Origin of the sequence: Micromonospora sp. NPDC051227, from assembly GCF_044455385.1 — a bacterium.
Taxonomy (GTDB): Bacteria; Actinomycetota; Actinomycetes; order Mycobacteriales; family Micromonosporaceae; genus Micromonospora.
On record NZ_JBITET010000024.1, the window covers coordinates 34,740 to 50,917 of the forward strand.

Annotated in this window: 14 protein-coding genes; 8 read left to right on the forward strand and 6 right to left on the reverse strand. The window is 70.0% G+C overall.

Translation table 11 applies throughout. From position 1 onward, the window contains the following. Positions 1 to 45 precede the first annotated feature (45 nt). Entirely contained in the window at positions 46 to 1,641 is a 1,596-nt protein-coding gene (locus ACIA47_RS32105; RefSeq protein ID WP_396712156.1) for a DUF6194 family protein, read from the forward strand. A gap of 15 nt (positions 1,642 to 1,656) precedes the next feature. Here the strand turns inward: ACIA47_RS32105 and ACIA47_RS32110 are convergent, their stop codons facing one another. Beyond that, positions 1,657 to 2,193, reverse strand: a complete 537-nt coding sequence (locus ACIA47_RS32110) for an HNH endonuclease (protein WP_030333470.1) — start codon at positions 2,191 to 2,193, stop codon at positions 1,657 to 1,659. A gap of 590 nt (positions 2,194 to 2,783) precedes the next feature. On the opposite strand from ACIA47_RS32110, the gene ACIA47_RS32115 reads away from it, so the two are divergent. The 3 genes from ACIA47_RS32115 (at position 2,784) to ACIA47_RS32125 (ending at position 6,013) form a co-directional block, all read left to right on the forward strand. Beyond that, on the forward strand, positions 2,784 to 3,842 hold the full coding sequence (locus tag ACIA47_RS32115) for a mechanosensitive ion channel family protein (protein WP_396712158.1): 1,059 nt from the start codon (positions 2,784 to 2,786) through the stop codon (positions 3,840 to 3,842). A gap of 233 nt (positions 3,843 to 4,075) precedes the next feature. Next, complete coding sequence (locus ACIA47_RS32120) at positions 4,076 to 5,461, forward strand: MFS transporter (protein WP_203123473.1); 1,386 nt, start codon at positions 4,076 to 4,078, stop codon at positions 5,459 to 5,461. A gap of 162 nt (positions 5,462 to 5,623) precedes the next feature. Continuing rightward, entirely contained in the window at positions 5,624 to 6,013 is a 390-nt protein-coding gene (locus ACIA47_RS32125; protein ID WP_396712160.1) for a globin, read from the forward strand. Between the two features lie 19 nt (positions 6,014 to 6,032). Here ACIA47_RS32125 and ACIA47_RS32130 read toward each other — a convergent pair whose 3' ends face one another. The 4 genes from ACIA47_RS32130 to ettA form a co-directional block, all read right to left on the reverse strand. Continuing rightward, on the reverse strand, positions 6,033 to 6,617 hold the full coding sequence (locus ACIA47_RS32130) for a YbjN domain-containing protein (RefSeq protein ID WP_396712162.1): 585 nt from the start codon (positions 6,615 to 6,617) through the stop codon (positions 6,033 to 6,035). A 131-nt stretch (positions 6,618 to 6,748) separates the two neighbouring features. Further along, positions 6,749 to 7,486: a hypothetical protein gene (locus tag ACIA47_RS32135; protein ID WP_396712164.1), complete on the reverse strand. Its 738-nt coding sequence runs from the start codon at positions 7,484 to 7,486 to the stop codon at positions 6,749 to 6,751. Beyond that, entirely contained in the window at positions 7,483 to 7,929 is a 447-nt protein-coding gene (locus ACIA47_RS32140) for a thioesterase family protein (RefSeq protein WP_112584127.1), read from the reverse strand. The genes ACIA47_RS32135 and ACIA47_RS32140 overlap by 4 nt, the downstream gene beginning before the upstream one ends. Before the next feature lie 12 nt (positions 7,930 to 7,941). Next, positions 7,942 to 9,618, reverse strand: coding sequence for an energy-dependent translational throttle protein EttA (gene ettA, locus ACIA47_RS32145; protein WP_366332946.1), 1,677 nt, complete (start codon positions 9,616 to 9,618; stop codon positions 7,942 to 7,944). A gap of 209 nt (positions 9,619 to 9,827) precedes the next feature. On the opposite strand from ettA, the gene ACIA47_RS32150 reads away from it, so the two are divergent. The 4 genes from ACIA47_RS32150 (at position 9,828) to otsB (ending at position 14,654) form a co-directional block, all read left to right on the forward strand. Continuing rightward, a complete protein-coding gene (locus ACIA47_RS32150; RefSeq protein WP_203123456.1) occupies positions 9,828 to 10,112 on the forward strand; it encodes a hypothetical protein in 285 nt (94 codons plus the stop codon). Then, positions 10,109 to 10,501: a hypothetical protein gene (locus ACIA47_RS32155; protein WP_203123454.1), complete on the forward strand. Its 393-nt coding sequence runs from the start codon at positions 10,109 to 10,111 to the stop codon at positions 10,499 to 10,501. The genes ACIA47_RS32150 and ACIA47_RS32155 overlap by 4 nt, the downstream gene beginning before the upstream one ends. Positions 10,502 to 10,647: 146 nt before the next feature. Next, entirely contained in the window at positions 10,648 to 12,048 is a 1,401-nt protein-coding gene (locus tag ACIA47_RS32160) for a trehalose-6-phosphate synthase (protein WP_030333449.1), read from the forward strand. A gap of 41 nt (positions 12,049 to 12,089) precedes the next feature. Next, entirely contained in the window at positions 12,090 to 14,654 is a 2,565-nt protein-coding gene (otsB, locus tag ACIA47_RS32165; RefSeq protein ID WP_396712174.1) for a trehalose-phosphatase, read from the forward strand. A 74-nt stretch (positions 14,655 to 14,728) separates the two neighbouring features. Here otsB and ACIA47_RS32170 read toward each other — a convergent pair whose 3' ends face one another. Further along, a complete protein-coding gene (locus ACIA47_RS32170; protein WP_396712167.1) occupies positions 14,729 to 16,015 on the reverse strand; it encodes a hypothetical protein in 1,287 nt (428 codons plus the stop codon). Positions 16,016 to 16,178: the final 163 nt, after the last annotated feature.

The following is a 16,178-nucleotide window of genomic DNA, read 5'->3' on the forward strand; positions in this document are numbered from 1 at the left end:
CCGCTCGTGAGTTTCAACCGCTGGTTCAACGATACGGTTCATGGAATGCCACCTTTTCTCAACCTGCTGGCGGTATCCTCGGAGCTGCTCGCGCTCGGCGAGCCGACGCACGGTGAGTCCGCCTTCCTCCAGCTTCGCAACGAGGCCTTTCTGTCGCTGGCGGAGCACGGTTACCGCTCGATCGCCGTGGAGAGCGACCGGACGGCCGGGCTGATCGCCGACGACTTCGTGCAGGGCGTCGCCGCTGTGACGCTCGACCGGGCGCTCGCTGAAGGGTTCAGCCACGGATTCGGAGCGGCCCCGGCCAACCGCGACCTTCTGCTGCGAATGCGGGAGTGGAACGCCGGACGGCCGGCCGCCGAGCGCCTGACGTTCCACGGCTTCGACGCCCCGGTGGAGTTGGAGAGCGCCCCGAGCCCGCGCCGCCACCTCACCCGGGTCTGCCAGTTCCTCGACCTGGACCGGGCCGCCGAGATCGACGACCTGATCGGGGACGAGGTGCGGTGGAGTGACACGGCCGCGATCTGGGAACCCGGCCGATCGGTCGGGCGCTCGACCGACGCCCAGCGACTGCGGGTGCTCGCCGACGACCTGCTGACCGAGCTGTACCTGCGGGCGCCGTGGAAGTCAGCGGGCTGGCCGGCGGCGTTCGTGCACGCCACGGCCGCTGTCGCGTTGCTGCGCTACCACGCCGCGGCCGCCGCACCACTGGCCCAGGAGGAACGCTTCGCCCGCCTGGCCGCGGTCCGGGACGCGCTGATGGCCGAGAACCTGCTCGCGATCCGCTCGGCCGAGGCACACCGCGGGCCCACACTGGTCTTCGCGCACAACACGCACCTCCAGCGTCACGTGAGCACGATGACGCTGGCCGACACGAAGGTGTCATGGGCCGGCGCCGGCGCCATCGTCGCGTCGCTGCTGGGCGACCGGTACGCGGTGATCGCCGGCAGCCTGGGCGCGAGCCCGGCGCTCGGCATCGGGCCCCCCGCCGCCTCGACCTACGAGGGCCGACTCCAGCAGGAGACCAGCCTTCCCCGGTACCTGCCGACATCCGACATCGCAGCGGCCGAGCAGCGAACGCACGACTACCGCTACTTCCCGCTGGACCAGGCCACCATCGAACACGCCGACGCGGTCCTGCACGTCCCGACCGGTGTCGACACGGTCGTGCTCGCCGATCGGATCGCCGCACTGCCCGGCGTCGAGCAGGTCGTGGCGAGCGAGGAGAACGGATCACCCGAGGCGGCCTGGGGCGACCGGTTCTTCTTCGTCGGCCCGGACCGCCGCCAGCCGTTCGCCACCATCGTCGAGCACGACGTGCCCGGCTTCGACGAGGCCGCACAGCTTGACCGCCCCGGCGTCTTCCGCCTCAACCTGGACCTGGGCCGGGCCGAGTTCGAGCGGCTGTTCGGCTTCCCGCCCAAGGCGTTCGAGGAGCACCGGCACGAGTTCGACTTCGCCCGGCTGGACACCCTCGTACCGCACCCGGGCTACGCACAGTACGGCTTCGCCAGCGTCGTCATGCCCGGTCCGCAACTGCTGCCCGAGATCGACCGGCTACTCGCGATCGCGCACCGCCGAGCTGTCGACCGCCACGAACGCGCAGCGCGCCGGGCAATCCGCCCGGAATCCGGAGCCTGACCACACCCTGCGGGGTCAGGCGGCTGCCTCGGGCTCCCGCAGGTCCAGCCAGTCGGCCCAGCGGGGGTCGGGGGCGCGGTGGCCCAGCACCCGCCAGGCGGTGCCCTTCGGCGCGGCCGGCAAGGCGTGTAAGCGCCACCCCATCTCGGCCGGGGTCTTGTCGCCCTTGGTGTGGTTGCACCTGGCACACGCCGCGACCACGTTCTCCCAGGCGTGCCGGCCACCCCGGCTGCGCGGAAAGACGTGGTCGATGGTCTCGGCCGGGCCCCGGCAGTAGGCGCACCGCCACCCGTCCCGGGCGAAGATCGCCCGGCGGGACAGCCCGACATGCGTTCGGTACGGCACCCGGACGAAGCGCGTCAGCCGGACCACTGATGGCACCGGGAGTGCGTCGCGGGCGCTGTGCAGGATGCCGTCACCGTCGGCGACGCAGACCGCCTTGGCGGAGAGGACGAGGATCGCGGCGCGACGCACCGACACGACACACAGCGGCTCGTAGGTGGCGTTGAGGACCAGCGCGCCGGAGCCCACCGTGGGTCGTATGTCAGGCATCGCGCTCACCCTCCCGGTTCAGCGGCTGCTGGGGACCGCCGCCGACCGGGGCCGGGCACAAGGGCCCACACGGTCGACGCCGGGCCGATCACCGACGTCCGTTGCGCCAATAGTCCCTGATCGGACCCCGGATTGCACGTACTAATCCCTCATGGGGTATGAGGATCATCCGCATCCGGGCGGATCGCCGCTCTGGACCGGGCGAACCCTGCCATGCCGGGGCGGACAGGCCGCTAGACCGTGGTTTCCACGGCGGGCACTCGCACCGCCATGTGCCGTGGGTGAACGTGCTAGAGGAAGGGCAGTTCCTCCCGCAGCCAGTTCGTCACGTGCTCCTGCTGTTCGGAGGAGTCACCGTCGCGAGCGAGCAGCAAGCGCTCCTGGTCATCGAGATCGCCCTGTATGTACACCGAGGCGTCCAACCACGGGTCGAGTTCGTCTCGGATGATGCCGGTGCCCTCGACCCAGACGAAGTCGGTGTCGGCAGGGATGGTGATCGATCCAACTCACCAGCGAGCATGCCACGCCATGGTCTGTCACCGCCCGACCCTCACGCCGGCCGGTGGGTCGGCGGCGGGCGCTCGGGCCCCTTGCGGTACGAAGACAGGGTGAGTGCCGCCAGTGTGACGCCCCTAGCCCTGTCCGACGCCGTCTCGGTGAGCTGCCAGGGCAGCACCTCCTGCGAGTGGATCTACCGGATCACCGGGTCGGCATGGTTCGCCGAGGGAAGCTACTGGATCCTGCTCAAACCGCTTCGGGTGCTGCTGATCCTGGCACTGGCGATGGTGGCCCGCTGGGCGCTGCACCGGACGATCAACCGATTGGTCCGGACGACCACCGACGGTGCGGTGCCGACGATGCTGCGGCCGCTGCGCGAGCGGGTACCCACCGCCGCGGTCGACCCGGCCGAGTTCGTGCCCGAGCGACGGAGGCAGCGGGCCGAGGCGATCGGGTCGGTGCTGCGCAGCCTGACCACCGCGTTCGTCTTCGGCATCGCACTGCTGATGATCCTGCGGGAGTTCAGTTTCGACCTGGCTCCGCTGCTTGCCAGCGCGGGGATCGCCGGCGTCGCGCTGGGCTTCGGCGCGCAGAGCCTGGTGAAGGACCTGATCGCCGGCCTCTTCATGCTGATCGAGGACCAGTACGGCGTGGGTGACAACGTCGACCTGGGCGAGGCGATGGGCGTGGTCGAGTCGGTCGGCCTGCGGGTCACCACCGTGCGCGACGGCCGCGGTGTGCTCTGGTACATCCGCAACGGCGAGATCATCCGGGTGGGCAACAAGAGCCAGGGTTGGGCCCTCGTGGTGGTGGACCTGCCCATCGGTTTCAACAGCACCGAGGAGGCCACGGCGGTGCTACGGACCGCTGCCGCCTCGATCGCCATGGACCCGGAGCTGTCACCGGAGATCGTGGAGGCGCCCGAGGTGCTGGGTGTCGAGCAGGTGACGGTCGACGGCGCGGTCATCCGCACCGTGGTGAAGACCACCGCGGACGGGCAGTTCGCGGTGGGCCGGGAACTGCGTCGGCGTCTCGCCGAGGCGCTGGAAAATTCGGGGATCACCGCACAGATCGCTGCGGCCCGCATCTATCCCGGTCTGTCGACCCGGCCGTTGCCCGAGAGTGAGACCGGTCAGGGCGGCGCCACCTGACACCGCCGACACTGTCCGGCAATTCAGGGGTCGCGAGCCGGCCGGCCCCTCGGGTATCGTCCGTTCGTTCAGTCGGGGAGGCGACGAACGGCCCGTTCGACCTAGCTAGTTGTCAGACAATCGGGCAGAATCCGGAGCACGCGTTCCCACCAAAGCGTGATCACATCCTCGCTGATCCGTAGATCTGACGAGCGCTTCCGGCCGGGCTGCCACGAGCGGCCGAGCCGGGGCCGATGGAGGCGACGGTGCCTGACGAGCGACCTTCCGCGGAAGGCCCCGCCACATTTCGCGAAGTCTTCGCCCAGCACGAGTTCCGGGCTGTGTTCGTGGCTGGCGCTCTCTCCTGGGTCGGCGACTATGTCGCGAAGGCCGCCGTAACCCTGCTCGTCTATCAGCAGACCCGGTCCGTCGCGCTCTCCGCGGCTGCCTTCGCGGTCAGCTTCCTGCCCTGGCTGCTCGGCGGCCCCGTGCTCGCCGCACTCGCGGAGCGATACCCGTTCCGACGGGTGATGGTGGCATGCGACATCATCCGAATGGCGCTGATGCTGCTCATCGCCATTCCGGGCCTGCCCTACCAGGCGGTGCTGGTGCTCATTTTCGCCGCCACGCTGGCCAACCCGCCGAGCCAGGCGGCGAAGTCCGCGCTGATCCCACAGTTGCTCACCGGGGACCGACTGGTGCTGGGGCTGTCGCTGAACAGCAGCGTCGGGCAGGCCGCCCAGGTCGTGGGGTACGTCTTCGGCGCCGCTGTCGCCGCTGTCGACCCGGAGGCGGCGCTGCTGTTCAACGCTGTCACGTTCGGTTTCTCGGCGCTGCTGGTTCGCCTCGGTGTGCGTCACCGCCCGGCGGTGATGAACCCGGAGCACCGCAGCCACCTGCTGCAGGAGACCCGGCAGGGGTTCGGCATCGTGTTCCGCACACCGGTGCTGCGGGCCATCGCGGTGCTGGTGTTCAGTTCGATGCTCTTCTCGATCGTTCCCGAGGGCCTGGCCGCAGCCTGGGCCAACGATGAGAGCCGTGGCGCGGTGAGCGCGGGCACCGCACAAGCAGCGATCATGGTGGCCAACCCGATCGGCTTCATCCTCGGTGGCTTGCTGGTGAGTCGCCTGTTCGGGCCGGCTCGCCGCCTGAAGCTGATGCGGCCGCTCGCGGTGATCGCCCCGTTGATGCTCGTACCGGTGCTACTCGACCCCCCGCCGCTGGTGGTCGCGCTGCTCGCCGCGCTCTGCGGGTTCGCAGTCGCCGGCATGATGCCGATGGCCAACGGGTTGTTCGTCCAGGCGCTGCCCAACGGCTTCCGAGCCCGCGCCTTCGGGGTGATGGCCACCGGCATACAGGTCATCCAGGGCCTCGCGGTGCTGGTCACCGGCATGCTCGCCGAACGGTTCCCCATTCCGATCGTGGTGGGGGTCTGGAGCGCAGCCGGGGTGGTGCTGATGGCGGTGGCCACGCTGCGTTGGCCGGACCGGCAGACGGTGGACGACGCGATCACCGCCGCCTCGTTGGCCAACGCAGATCCGCCGCCATCCGGGCTCGGCGATCCGGCCAGCGACCGCCCGGTGGAAGGCACGTCCGACCCGCATGCCGGTGACGGCCACCGCCGGCACGCGGTCACCTGACCGTCGGACCGACCCCCACCCGCGCAGGCCGGGTGCCCCATATTCGGGGTTGTCGACCCGGCGTGATCCGACGCACGCCGTGCGGGTCGGGTCGGCACCGGACGCACCTGGCAGGATGGAACGGTGACTTCCGCAGGTGAATCCGACCGTCCCGGTGCGTCGATGACCCTCTTCGAAGCGGTCGGCGGCGAACCCACCTTCCGCAAGCTGGTCGACGAGTTCTACACCGGCGTCGCCACCGACCCCCTGCTGCGACCCATGTACCCGGAGGAGGACCTGGGCCCGGCCGCGGACCGGATGACCTTGTTCCTGATGCAGTACTGGGGCGGGCCGAACACGTACTCCGCTCAGCGCGGGCACCCGCGGCTGCGGATGCGCCACGCGCCGTTCCGGATCGGCGCGGCCGAGCGGGACGCCTGGCTGCGGAACATGCGCCGCGCCGTGGACCGGCTCGACCTTGAGCCGGAGATCGCCAGCACCCTCTGGGACTACCTGGAGCGGGCCGCGTACTTCATGGTCAACGTCGAGGACGACCCGGCCAACGGCCGCTGATCCGCCCCACGGAGCGGCGTCAGAGCAGCGCGCCCTCGTCGTGCAGCCAGTCCACGAAGCTGGTGGCGACCGCCGCGCCGCAGTCGAGCATCTCGACCAGGAGCGCGTCGTGGGTGCCGGCACCCAGGGGCACCTGAAGCTCGGCGTAGATCGGTAGCTGACCGCGCTCGGTCGGGTCACCGATGTACGCCTTGCAGAACCGGCGGGTGTGGTTCCACTCGTTGACCACCCGGTACGCCCGGTCGGCCCAGTCCGGCGGGACCGTGGCGTGCGGACGTGCCCGCATGACCAGGATCTCGTCCTCCGGCCCTTCGAGGGTGACCAGCACCGCGTGCCGCTCCCACATCGCCAGCAGGTTGCCGTCGCCGTCGGCCAGGTAACGCACGTCGAGCAGATCGAGCGCGTCACAGACCCGGCGCAGACTCACCGGCTCGACGGTGGCGGGCATCTCGGTCAGCACGGGCCGCTCGTTGGACGGGCAGTCGTCCCCCGGTTGGCGAGGGCTGGGCGGCCCGATCCGGACCGCGCTATCGACTGTGATCCCGCTTCGGGTTTCCGGATCGCCGCCTTCGGCGGGACCGGGGCGCCATGACCACCACGGCATCGCTCGCGCACCTCACTCCCCAGCGGATCCAGTCGCCTACGGTGCGTTGGATCCGAGGATGGACGGTACCCGGACAGCCGGGTTGAAGCACCCCCCCAACGACCGCCCCTGACCAGAAGAATGATCTGGGGTCATCCGTTCGGACGAGCGATCAGGGGTGTCACGGCAAGATCCGTGGCCTTCTGCAACCAAGCCGCTCCGTGCGGTCCCACCAGGCCGACCCAACGACCGGCCACCCGCACCTGAACGGCGCTCCCGCCCTCGCCAGCCGCCGAGCCGTCGGCGGCGCCGAGGAAGCCCATCCGGACCACCCCCTGCACCAACCGCTGCGGCACCTCGACCGGCGCGGCGGGCGTGCCGTCCGGGGTGATCAGCACCGCCACGTGGTCGAGCAGCGCGTCACGCAGGGCCCGCTGGCCCACGGCACGGCCGGCCACACCCTGCGCACTCGCCGTCCGCAGGGTGCCCGCCGCCGCGTCGGCGATCCGTCGCAACTCGGCAACGGGCAGCGTCTCCACCTGGCGGCTCCGCGTCGGCGGCAGCGGCCACCGCCACTGGGCGTCCCGGCGGGTCGGCAGGGTCGTGCCGCCCCGCTCCAGCTCGGCGAGCAGGTCCGCGGCTGCCACCGTGACGTCCTCCGCGACGCCGTCGGCCGGCCCACCGGCAACCGTGCGGACCACCAGGACCTGCCAGGGCAGCCGGGCCCACAGGGCGACCCGGCCCGGTGCGCCGGCCGGCCGCAGCCGGACCGGCGCGACCGGATCCAACCGGACCAGCCGGGCCAGGAAGGCGCCCGCGTCCGCCACTCCGGTGACACCGTGGGTGTGCGCCGCCGTCCGGCCCGGCTCGGCGGTGCCCGGCCGGGTCACGCCACACCGCCCTGCGGCGCGTACGTGAGCAGGAAGTCCCGTTCCTCGGTGGTGATCCGCCGGGGCACCTGGCGGGTCAGGTCGAACGGCACCAGCACCGAGCGGGCCCGGCTGGCCAGCACCTCGCCGTCGTACAACTCGTAGGCGACGGTGAACCGGGAGGCCCGAATCTCCTCCACCCACAGCTCGATCCGCACTGTGGGTGCCGCCTCCGCGGTGGCCCGGCCGAGCGCGTAGTCGACCGGGCGCAGGTAGTCGACCTCGTGCCGGCGGATCACCACCCCGTCGGCGAACGAGCCGACGCCCCAGGCCCGACCCCCGGCGAACATCAACGCCACCCGCGCCTCCTCGTACAGGGTGAGGAAGCGCGAGTTGTTGACATGGCCGTACGCGTCCAGGTCGGACCAGCGCAGGGTGCAGTGGTAGACGAAGCGGTCAGACACCTTCTCGGCCGGTCAGTCGCGGGTCAGCTTGCGGTAGGTCACCCGGTGCGGCCGGGCGGCCTCCGCGCCGAGGCGGTCGATCTTGTTCTTCTCGTACGCCTCGAAGTTGCCCTCGAACCAGAACCACCTGGACGGGTCCTGGTCGTCGCCCTCCCAGGCCAGGATGTGCGTGGCGACGCGGTCCAGGAACATCCGGTCGTGCGAGATGACCACGGCGCAGCCGGGGAACTCCAGCAGCGCGTTCTCCAGGCTGGACAGCGTCTCCACGTCCAGGTCGTTCGTCGGCTCGTCGAGCAGGATGACGTTGCCGCCGATCTTCAGGGTCAGCGCCAGGTTGAGCCTGTTGCGCTCACCGCCGGAGAGCACCTTCGTCGGCTTCTGCTGGTCCGGGCCCTTGAAGCCGAACGCGGCGATGTACGCCCGCGACGGCATCTCGACCTTGCCCACCATCAGGTAGTCCAGTCCGTCGGAGACGACCTCCCAGACGGTCTTGTCGCCGTTGAGGCCCTCACGGTTCTGGTCGACGTACGACAGCGAGACCGTCTCGCCGACCCGGACCGACCCGCTGGTCGGCTCCTCCAGCCCGACGATGGTCTTGAACAGCGTGGTCTTGCCGACGCCGTTGGGACCGATGATGCCGACGATGCCGTTGCGCGGCAGCGAGAACGACAGGTTGTCGATCAGCAGCCGGTCGCCGAAGCCCTTGCTGAGGTTCTGCGCCTCGATCACCGTGCTGCCCAGGCGCGGGCCCGGCGGGATCTGGATCTCCTCGAAGTCCAGCTTGCGGGTCTTCTCCGCCTCGCTGGCCATCTCGTCGTACCGGTCGAGGCGGGCCTTGGACTTGGTTTGCCGGGCCTTGGCGTTGGAGCGGACCCAGTCCAGCTCCTCGGTGAGGCGCTTCTTCATCTTGGCGTCGCGGCGGCCCTCGACGGCCAGCCGGGCGGCCTTCTTCTCCAGGTAGGTGGAGTAGTTGCCCTCGTACCCGATCGCCCGGCCGCGGTCCAGCTCCAGGATCCAGCCGGCCACGTTGTCGAGGAAGTACCGGTCGTGGGTGATCGCCATGACGGTGCCGGCGTACTTCGCCAGGTGCTGCTCCAGCCAGGAGACGCTCTCCGCGTCCAGGTGGTTGGTGGGCTCGTCGAGCAGCAGCAGGTCGGGCGCCTCCAGCAGCAGCTTGCAGAGCGCGACCCGGCGACGCTCACCACCGGAGAGCTGGGTCACGTCGGCGTCCGGCGGCGGGCAGCGCAGCGCGTCCATGGCCAGTTCGAGCTTGGAGTCGACGTCCCAGGCGTCGAGGTGATCAAGCTCCTCCTGGAGCTTGCCCATCTCCTCCATCAGCTCGTCGGAGTAGTCGGTGGCCATCTGCTCGGCGATCTTGTTGAACCGCTCCAGCTTGGCCTTGGTCTCGGCGACCGCCTCCTCGACGTTGCCGAGCACGGTCTTGGCCTCGTTGAGCGGGGGCTCCTGGGCGAGCATGCCGACGGTGTAGCCGGGCATGAGTCGGGCCTCGCCGTTGCTCGGCTTGTCCAGCCCTGCCATGATCTTGAGGAGGCTGGACTTACCGGCGCCGTTCGGACCGAGCACACCGATCTTGGCTCCCGGCAGGAAGCTCAACGTGACGTTGTCGAGCACGACCTTGTCGCCGTGCGCCTTGCGCGCCTTTTCCAGGACGTAGATGTACTGGGCCACGGTGCGGGCTACCTCCGTCGGTTGCTGTCGCTGATCGGCGGCGCGGCGCGGGCTGCGAGGACCGCCCGCCGCCGCCGGCCGGGAGCCGGCCGCGCGCACGCCATCGTCAATCCTGACAGGTACGGCGCGCTTCGCCCACATCACCCCGCCCCAGGGGTACGCGGGCGAGCCTCCTTGCCAGAGCCGGTAAGGCAAATTACGGTTTCGGTATGACCAAGAAGATCACCATCAGTTTGCCCGACGATCTTGCGGAGAGACTCGCACTGGAACCTAACGTGTCCGCCTTCGTGGCGGACTCCTTGCGGAGTCGGGTAGCCGGGGAAAAGACCCGGGAGATCCTCCGAAGCGTTGGCTTCAAGCTGACCGATGAAGGCTTGGCGCGTGCACATGCGGAGATGGAGCAGGCCAAGGCCAGCATCACCCCCGAACTGCGCGCCCAGGCCGCTCAATTGCAGGCAGAGATCGAAGCGGCCCGTGCAAGGGTCCGCCGGTGACGACCTTCGGCCTCGCGCTCGACACAACTGCACTACTCGCCTATTCCGCGACAACCCAGGAGGTGGGGCACCGGATCGCCGAAGTCGCCGACCACGCTCTCGATGTACTCGTGCCGGCGCTCTGCCTCGCGCGGGCACACCAGCAGGCGACTCCCGAGCAATGGGAACTACTGGAACTGCTCTCGGCGCTGCCGAACATCCGGGTCACACCAGTCGAAGCCGACATGTGCGCCATCCTCGGTGGCTGGTCTCGCCGAATGGACGGGCGCATGGATCTCGCCCAGCTCGCCATGGAGGCTGCGTCGCGCCCCCTCGTACCGATCATGACTGATCGGCGGGAGCTGCTCGGCGAGGTGCTGCCCAAGGAATGGCCGATCATCGACCTCTGACCCGCAGGCTGTCGACAAGATCACCTTTAGGATTCGGTCGCACCGAGGCGGGTAGGAGACTCCGGCACGGGGCACAAGACGCCGCAGCTACGCTCAGTACGCTCATCGCGGTGGACCCGTCAGTACGTACCCGGAGGTGGCCGATCGTGACCGTCCGTAGCTCCTTTGTCGTAGTGGCGAACCGTCTGCCGGTCGACGAGGTGAGCACACCCGAGGGCCGGCAGTGGCGACGCAGCCCTGGCGGGCTGGTCACCGCGCTGCATCCCGTACTCGCCGAACACAAGGGCACCTGGGTCGGCTGGGCCGGTGGCACCGGCGCCGCCCCCGAGCCGTTCGACCTGGAGGGGATCCGGCTGCATCCGGTCCCGCTCAGCGCCGAGGAGTTGGAACGCTACTACGAGGGCCAGTCCAACGCGACGATCTGGCCGCTCTACCACGACGCGGTGGAGACGCCGGCCTACAAGCGCCGGTGGCGGGAGGCGTACCGCCTGGTCAACGCCCGGTTCGCGGAGGCCGCAGCCGACGTGGCGGCCGAGGGCGCGACGGTCTGGGTGCAGGACTACCAGCTCCAGTTGGTGCCGGCGATGCTCCGTGAGCTCCGCCCGGACCTGCGGATCGGGTTCTTCCTGCACATCCCGTTCCCGCCGATCGAGCTGTTCATGCAGATGCCGTTCCGTACCGAGATCCTGCGCGGTCTGCTCGGCGCCGACCTGGTCGGTTTCCAGCAGCGGCTGGCCGCGCAGAACTTCGTCCGGCTGGCCCGGCACCTGCTCGGGCTGCGCTACGAGGGGCAGATGATCCAGGTCGACGGTCGGCAGGTGAAGGCGGGCGCCTTCCCCATCTCGATCGACACCCAGGAGATGGAGCGGATGGCCGCCGATCCGGCGATCCAGGCCCGGGCCAAGCAGATTCGCGCCGAGTTGGGCGACCCGAAGACGATAATCCTGGGCGTGGACCGGCTGGATTACACAAAGGGCATCGAGTTGCGACTCAAGGCCTTCCGGGAGCTGCTGGCTGACGGAAAGTTGACAGTTCCCGACGCGGTCATGGTTCAGGTCGCCACACCCAGCCGCGAGCGCGTGGAGCACTACCAGGCACTACGGGTGAAGGTGGAGCGCGAGGTCGGTCGGATCAACGGCGAGTTCGGCAGGGTCGGCGTGCCGGCGGTCCATTACCTCCATCAGTCGTACAGTCGCAGTGAGCTGGCGGCGATGTACGTTGCTGCCGACGTGATGATGGTGACCCCGCTGCGAGACGGAATGAACCTCGTGGCGAAGGAATACGTAGCATCACGTGCCGACCAGGGTGGTGCGCTCGTACTCAGTGAGTTCGCCGGCGCCGCCACCGAGCTTCGCCAGGCATTTTTGTGTAACCCGCACGACCCGGACGCGGTCAAGGACGCCCTCCTCCGGGCAGTGCACGTGGAGAAAACCGAGGCACGCCGCCGGATGCGGACAATGCAACGTCACCTGCGTACCCACGACGTGGGCCACTGGGCCAAGTCTTTCCTCTCGGAGCTCGGAGTTCCCGAGGCGGAGGCCGAGTGAACACGTTTGTCAATGATGGGGCGGCAATCGCCACCGGGGTCATGGACCCTGAGTTGCGTTCCGCCATCGGCCGGATCGCCCGGGTCCCCCAGCTCCTGGTCGCCTGCGACTACGACGGCACGCTGGCGCCGATCGTGGAGGACCCGAGCACCGCCGTGCCGCTGCCCGAGTCGGTGGCCGCGGTCCGCGCGCTCGCCGCGCTGCCGCAGACCACCGTGGCGGTGGTTTCCGGTCGGGCGCTGCGCGACCTGGCCGCGCTCTCGCGGCTGCCCAGCGAGGTGCACCTCGTCGGCAGCCACGGCTCCGAGTTCGACATCGGCTTCGTCGAGCGGCTCTCCCCCGAGCTGGTCGCCGTGCGGACCCAGGTCCGCAACGCGCTGCGTGAGATCGCCGCCCAGCACCCGGGCATCCGGCTGGAACGCAAACCGGCAAGCGTCGCGATGCACACCCGTGGGGTCGACCCGCAGATCGCCGCCGCCGCCATCGAGGCGGTCCGCAACGGTCCGGCCACCTTCGACGGCGTCACTGTGACCCAGGGCAAGGAGGTCATCGAACTCTCCGTGGTGGCCACCCACAAGGGCACCGCACTCGACCAGTTGCGGACCCAGCTCGCCTCCAGCGCGGTGCTGTTCATCGGTGACGACGTCACCGACGAGAACGGGTTCGCTCACCTGCACGGTCCCGACCTCGGCATCAAGATCGGCCCTGGCGACACCCAGGCCAGCTACCGGGTGGCTGACCCGCTGGAGGCCGCCCGGGCGCTGGCGCTGCTGCTGGAGACCCGGCGGCACTGGCTGTTCGGTGAGCGGGCGGTGCCGATCGAACGGCACTCCATGCTGGCCAACGGTCGTACCGTCGCTCTGCTCACCCCCGAGGCCAAGGTGAGCTGGCTCTGCCACCCCAAGCCGGATTCGGCGGCGATCTTCGCCGACCTGGTCGGTGGCAGCCCGGCCGGCCACTTCAGCATCACCCCGGAACGTGGCGGCATCCCGCTGGGCCAGCGTTACCGCTCCGGCACGATGACCGTGGAGACCCGCTGGTCCGGGCTCACCGTCACCGACTGGCTGGACAAGCCGGCCCGGGAGACCACCCCGGACGACAGCCCGGCGGTCATCACCGGCGACTCGACCCTGGTCCGGGTGCTGACCGGCAGTGGCAAGGCCAAGGTGGAGTTCGCGCCGAGGCCCGAGTTCGGCCAGGTGGCCGTGCAGTTGCAGCCGCTCGGCGACGGCCTGCTGGTGCTCGGCTCCAACGAACCGGTCGCGCTCTACGCACCTGGCCTGGAGTGGGAGGTCGGCAACGACGGCGGTTACGAGACCGCCAAGGCGATAGTCGACCTCTCCGCCGCCGGTGGCCAGGTCGTGCTGGAGCTGCGCTTCGGCACGCACAGCCTGGAGCACCACCGGGTGCCGATCCACGAGCGGCAGGCCGCCGCCGAGCAGCCGTGGAAGGACTGGGTGGCCTCGCTGCGGCTGCCGTCCACCGCCCGGGACCTGGTCGCGCGCAGCGCCCTCACCCTGCGCGGGCTCTGCCACGAGGCCACCGGCTCGATCCTGGCCGCGGCGACCACCTCACTCCCCGAGGAGCTGGGCGGCGTCCGTAACTGGGACTACCGCTACTGCTGGTTGCGCGACGCCGCGCTGACCGCCCGCGCACTTGTCGACCTGGGCTCCGTCGAGGAGGCCGAGGCGCTGCTGCGCTGGGTGGACGGCTGCATCGAGCGCACCGGCGGGCACCCGGAGCGACTGCACCCGCTCTACACCATCGACGGCTACGAGCTGGGCGCCGAGGCGGTCATCGACACGCTGCCCGGGTACGCCGGCTCCCGGCCGGTCCGGGTCGGCAACCTCGCCAACCACCAGTTGCAGCTGGACGTCTTCGGCCCGATCGCCGACCTGATCGCGGCCGTTGCCGACGCTCGCGGTTCGGTCCGTGACGACGAGTGGCGGGTCCTGGAGAACATGGTCGAGGCGGTCCGCCGCCGCTGGCACGAGCCCGACCACGGCATCTGGGAGGCCCGGCTGCCGCCCCGGCACCACGTCTTCTCCAAGGTGATGTGCTGGATGACCGTCGACCGCGCGCTGCACGTGATGCGCGAGCACGGCGGCGAGGACCGGCCCGAGTGGAAGGACCTGCGCGACCGGATCGGCGCCAACGTGCTGGAGCACGGCTGGCACTCCGACGTCGAGGCGTACAGCGTCGCGTACGGGGACGAGGACATGGACGCCTCGTCGCTCTGGATCGGCCTCTCCGGCCTGCTCCCGGGTGACGACCCGCGCTTCCTGTCCACCGTCCTGCGGATCGAGGCGGACCTGCGCAGCGGCCCGGTCGTCTACCGCTACCACTGGGACGACGGCCTGCCCGGCCGTGAGGGCGGGTTCCACATCTGCACGGCGTGGCTGATCGAGGCGTACCTACGCACCGGCCGCCGCACCGACGCCGAGGAACTGTTCGCGCAGATGGTGCTGACCGCCGGCCCGACCGGGCTGCTCCCCGAGCAGTACGACCCGCTCGCCGAGCGGGGCCTGGGCAACCACCCGCAGGCGTACAGCCACCTCGGACTGATCCGCTGCGCCCTGCTGCTGGACAACATGCTCAAGCAGTAGTCGACCGCTCGTACTGACGGGGCCGGAGCGCATGCTCTGGCCCCGTCAGTCGCTGCCACGCCCGCAGACGTCAGTCAGTGCGGGTACGGCAGGCTCGGTTGCCACCCGTACAGGTGGGCGCCAAGGTCGGTGGGCACCGTCCAGTGCACGTACGGCAGCACCGCGCTGCTGCCGGTGTGGATCAGGCGCAGTAGTGGGGCGTCGCCGGTGTGGTCGAGCGCCAGCTTCGGTTTACGGGCCGCGCCGACGCCGCCGAGGCCGAACAGGACAACCGGGTCCTGGACCGGAAGCCGTTGTGCCTGTCGGGCGTCACGCCAACCTCGGTACGCCGCGTCCAGCCGCCAGGGCGCGAGGTCGGCGAGACCGCGGTACAGGTTCGCCACCCAGGTCGGGGTGAGTTCGGCGTCGGAGAGCCGGTACGGCACCCCGGTCAGCAACGCGTCGAGCTCCGGATCCGTCTCCACCCCGGCGTTGGTCAGCGCCTCGGGCAACGCGCCACGGCGGACGGCCGCGACCGCAGGGGCGGCCAGCTCGACCCGATCGACCTGCCAGCGAAGCCCTGCCGGGGTGTTCGCCTGTCGGCGGTCCCACAGCCAACGGGCGTTGTCCCAGCGGTGCCGCTGGTTGGCAGGGATCAGGTCGTCGATGCCGATGACCAACCCCTCGCCCTCGACCCGTGCGGTGAGCCACCGGCCCCGCAGGTGCGGCCGCTGCTCGCCGTAGCCGGCCAGTGCGACCACTGCGGACCGCAGGTAGGCGCCGGTGTTCCCGCGCGGGAAGTGCCAGCACAACGAGGGCAGGTCGAGGGCGTCGAGGTCGGCGGCGGCCTCGTCCGACACCACGCCGACCCGGACCGGTGGCGATGCCGCACCGGCCTGGCGATGGTCGAACTGTCGACGGTCCCGGCGCTGACGCATCTCGGCCCGCTCGACCGACGGGCTGACCGAGTACGCCGCCTTCTTCCCGGCCCACCGCAGCACCTCCGCCCCGGCCTCCTGCGGGTCACCGAAGAGCCGGAACGCCAGCAGCTCGGGCTCGTCGGACCCGTCGTCCTCGGTCACCTGCAGCTCGTACACCAGGTCGCCGGGCGAGTCCAGGTCGTAGGCGGTGTGCGGGTCACGGCCGAACTCGTTGCCAACGAGCGAGTCGCCCGGCTGTCGGCGATGGCCACGGACCACCGTGACCAGGACCGCCCAGGAACCGTCCACGTCCGTGCACCGCAGAGCCCGGACCGGAGCACTGCGCCATCCCGAGGGGACGTCCTCGAAGGTGGTGCTCAGTCCGGGGCTTCCGCACCGCAGCGCGACCGGTGTGAGCAGTTCCGTTCGCCACGTCTCGTGAGGATCCTTCACGGTGAGCATGGTCGACATTGTGTCGACAGCCACCGACAACCGCCGCAGCTGGCAATCTTGGACAGTTTCCGTTAGCGCGTAACTATTCAGTCCCATGACATCTGTCAGTGATGAAGTCCCGATACATGTGTCACTTGGTAGGGATCTTGGGTGTGCTGGTACACGGTGCCTG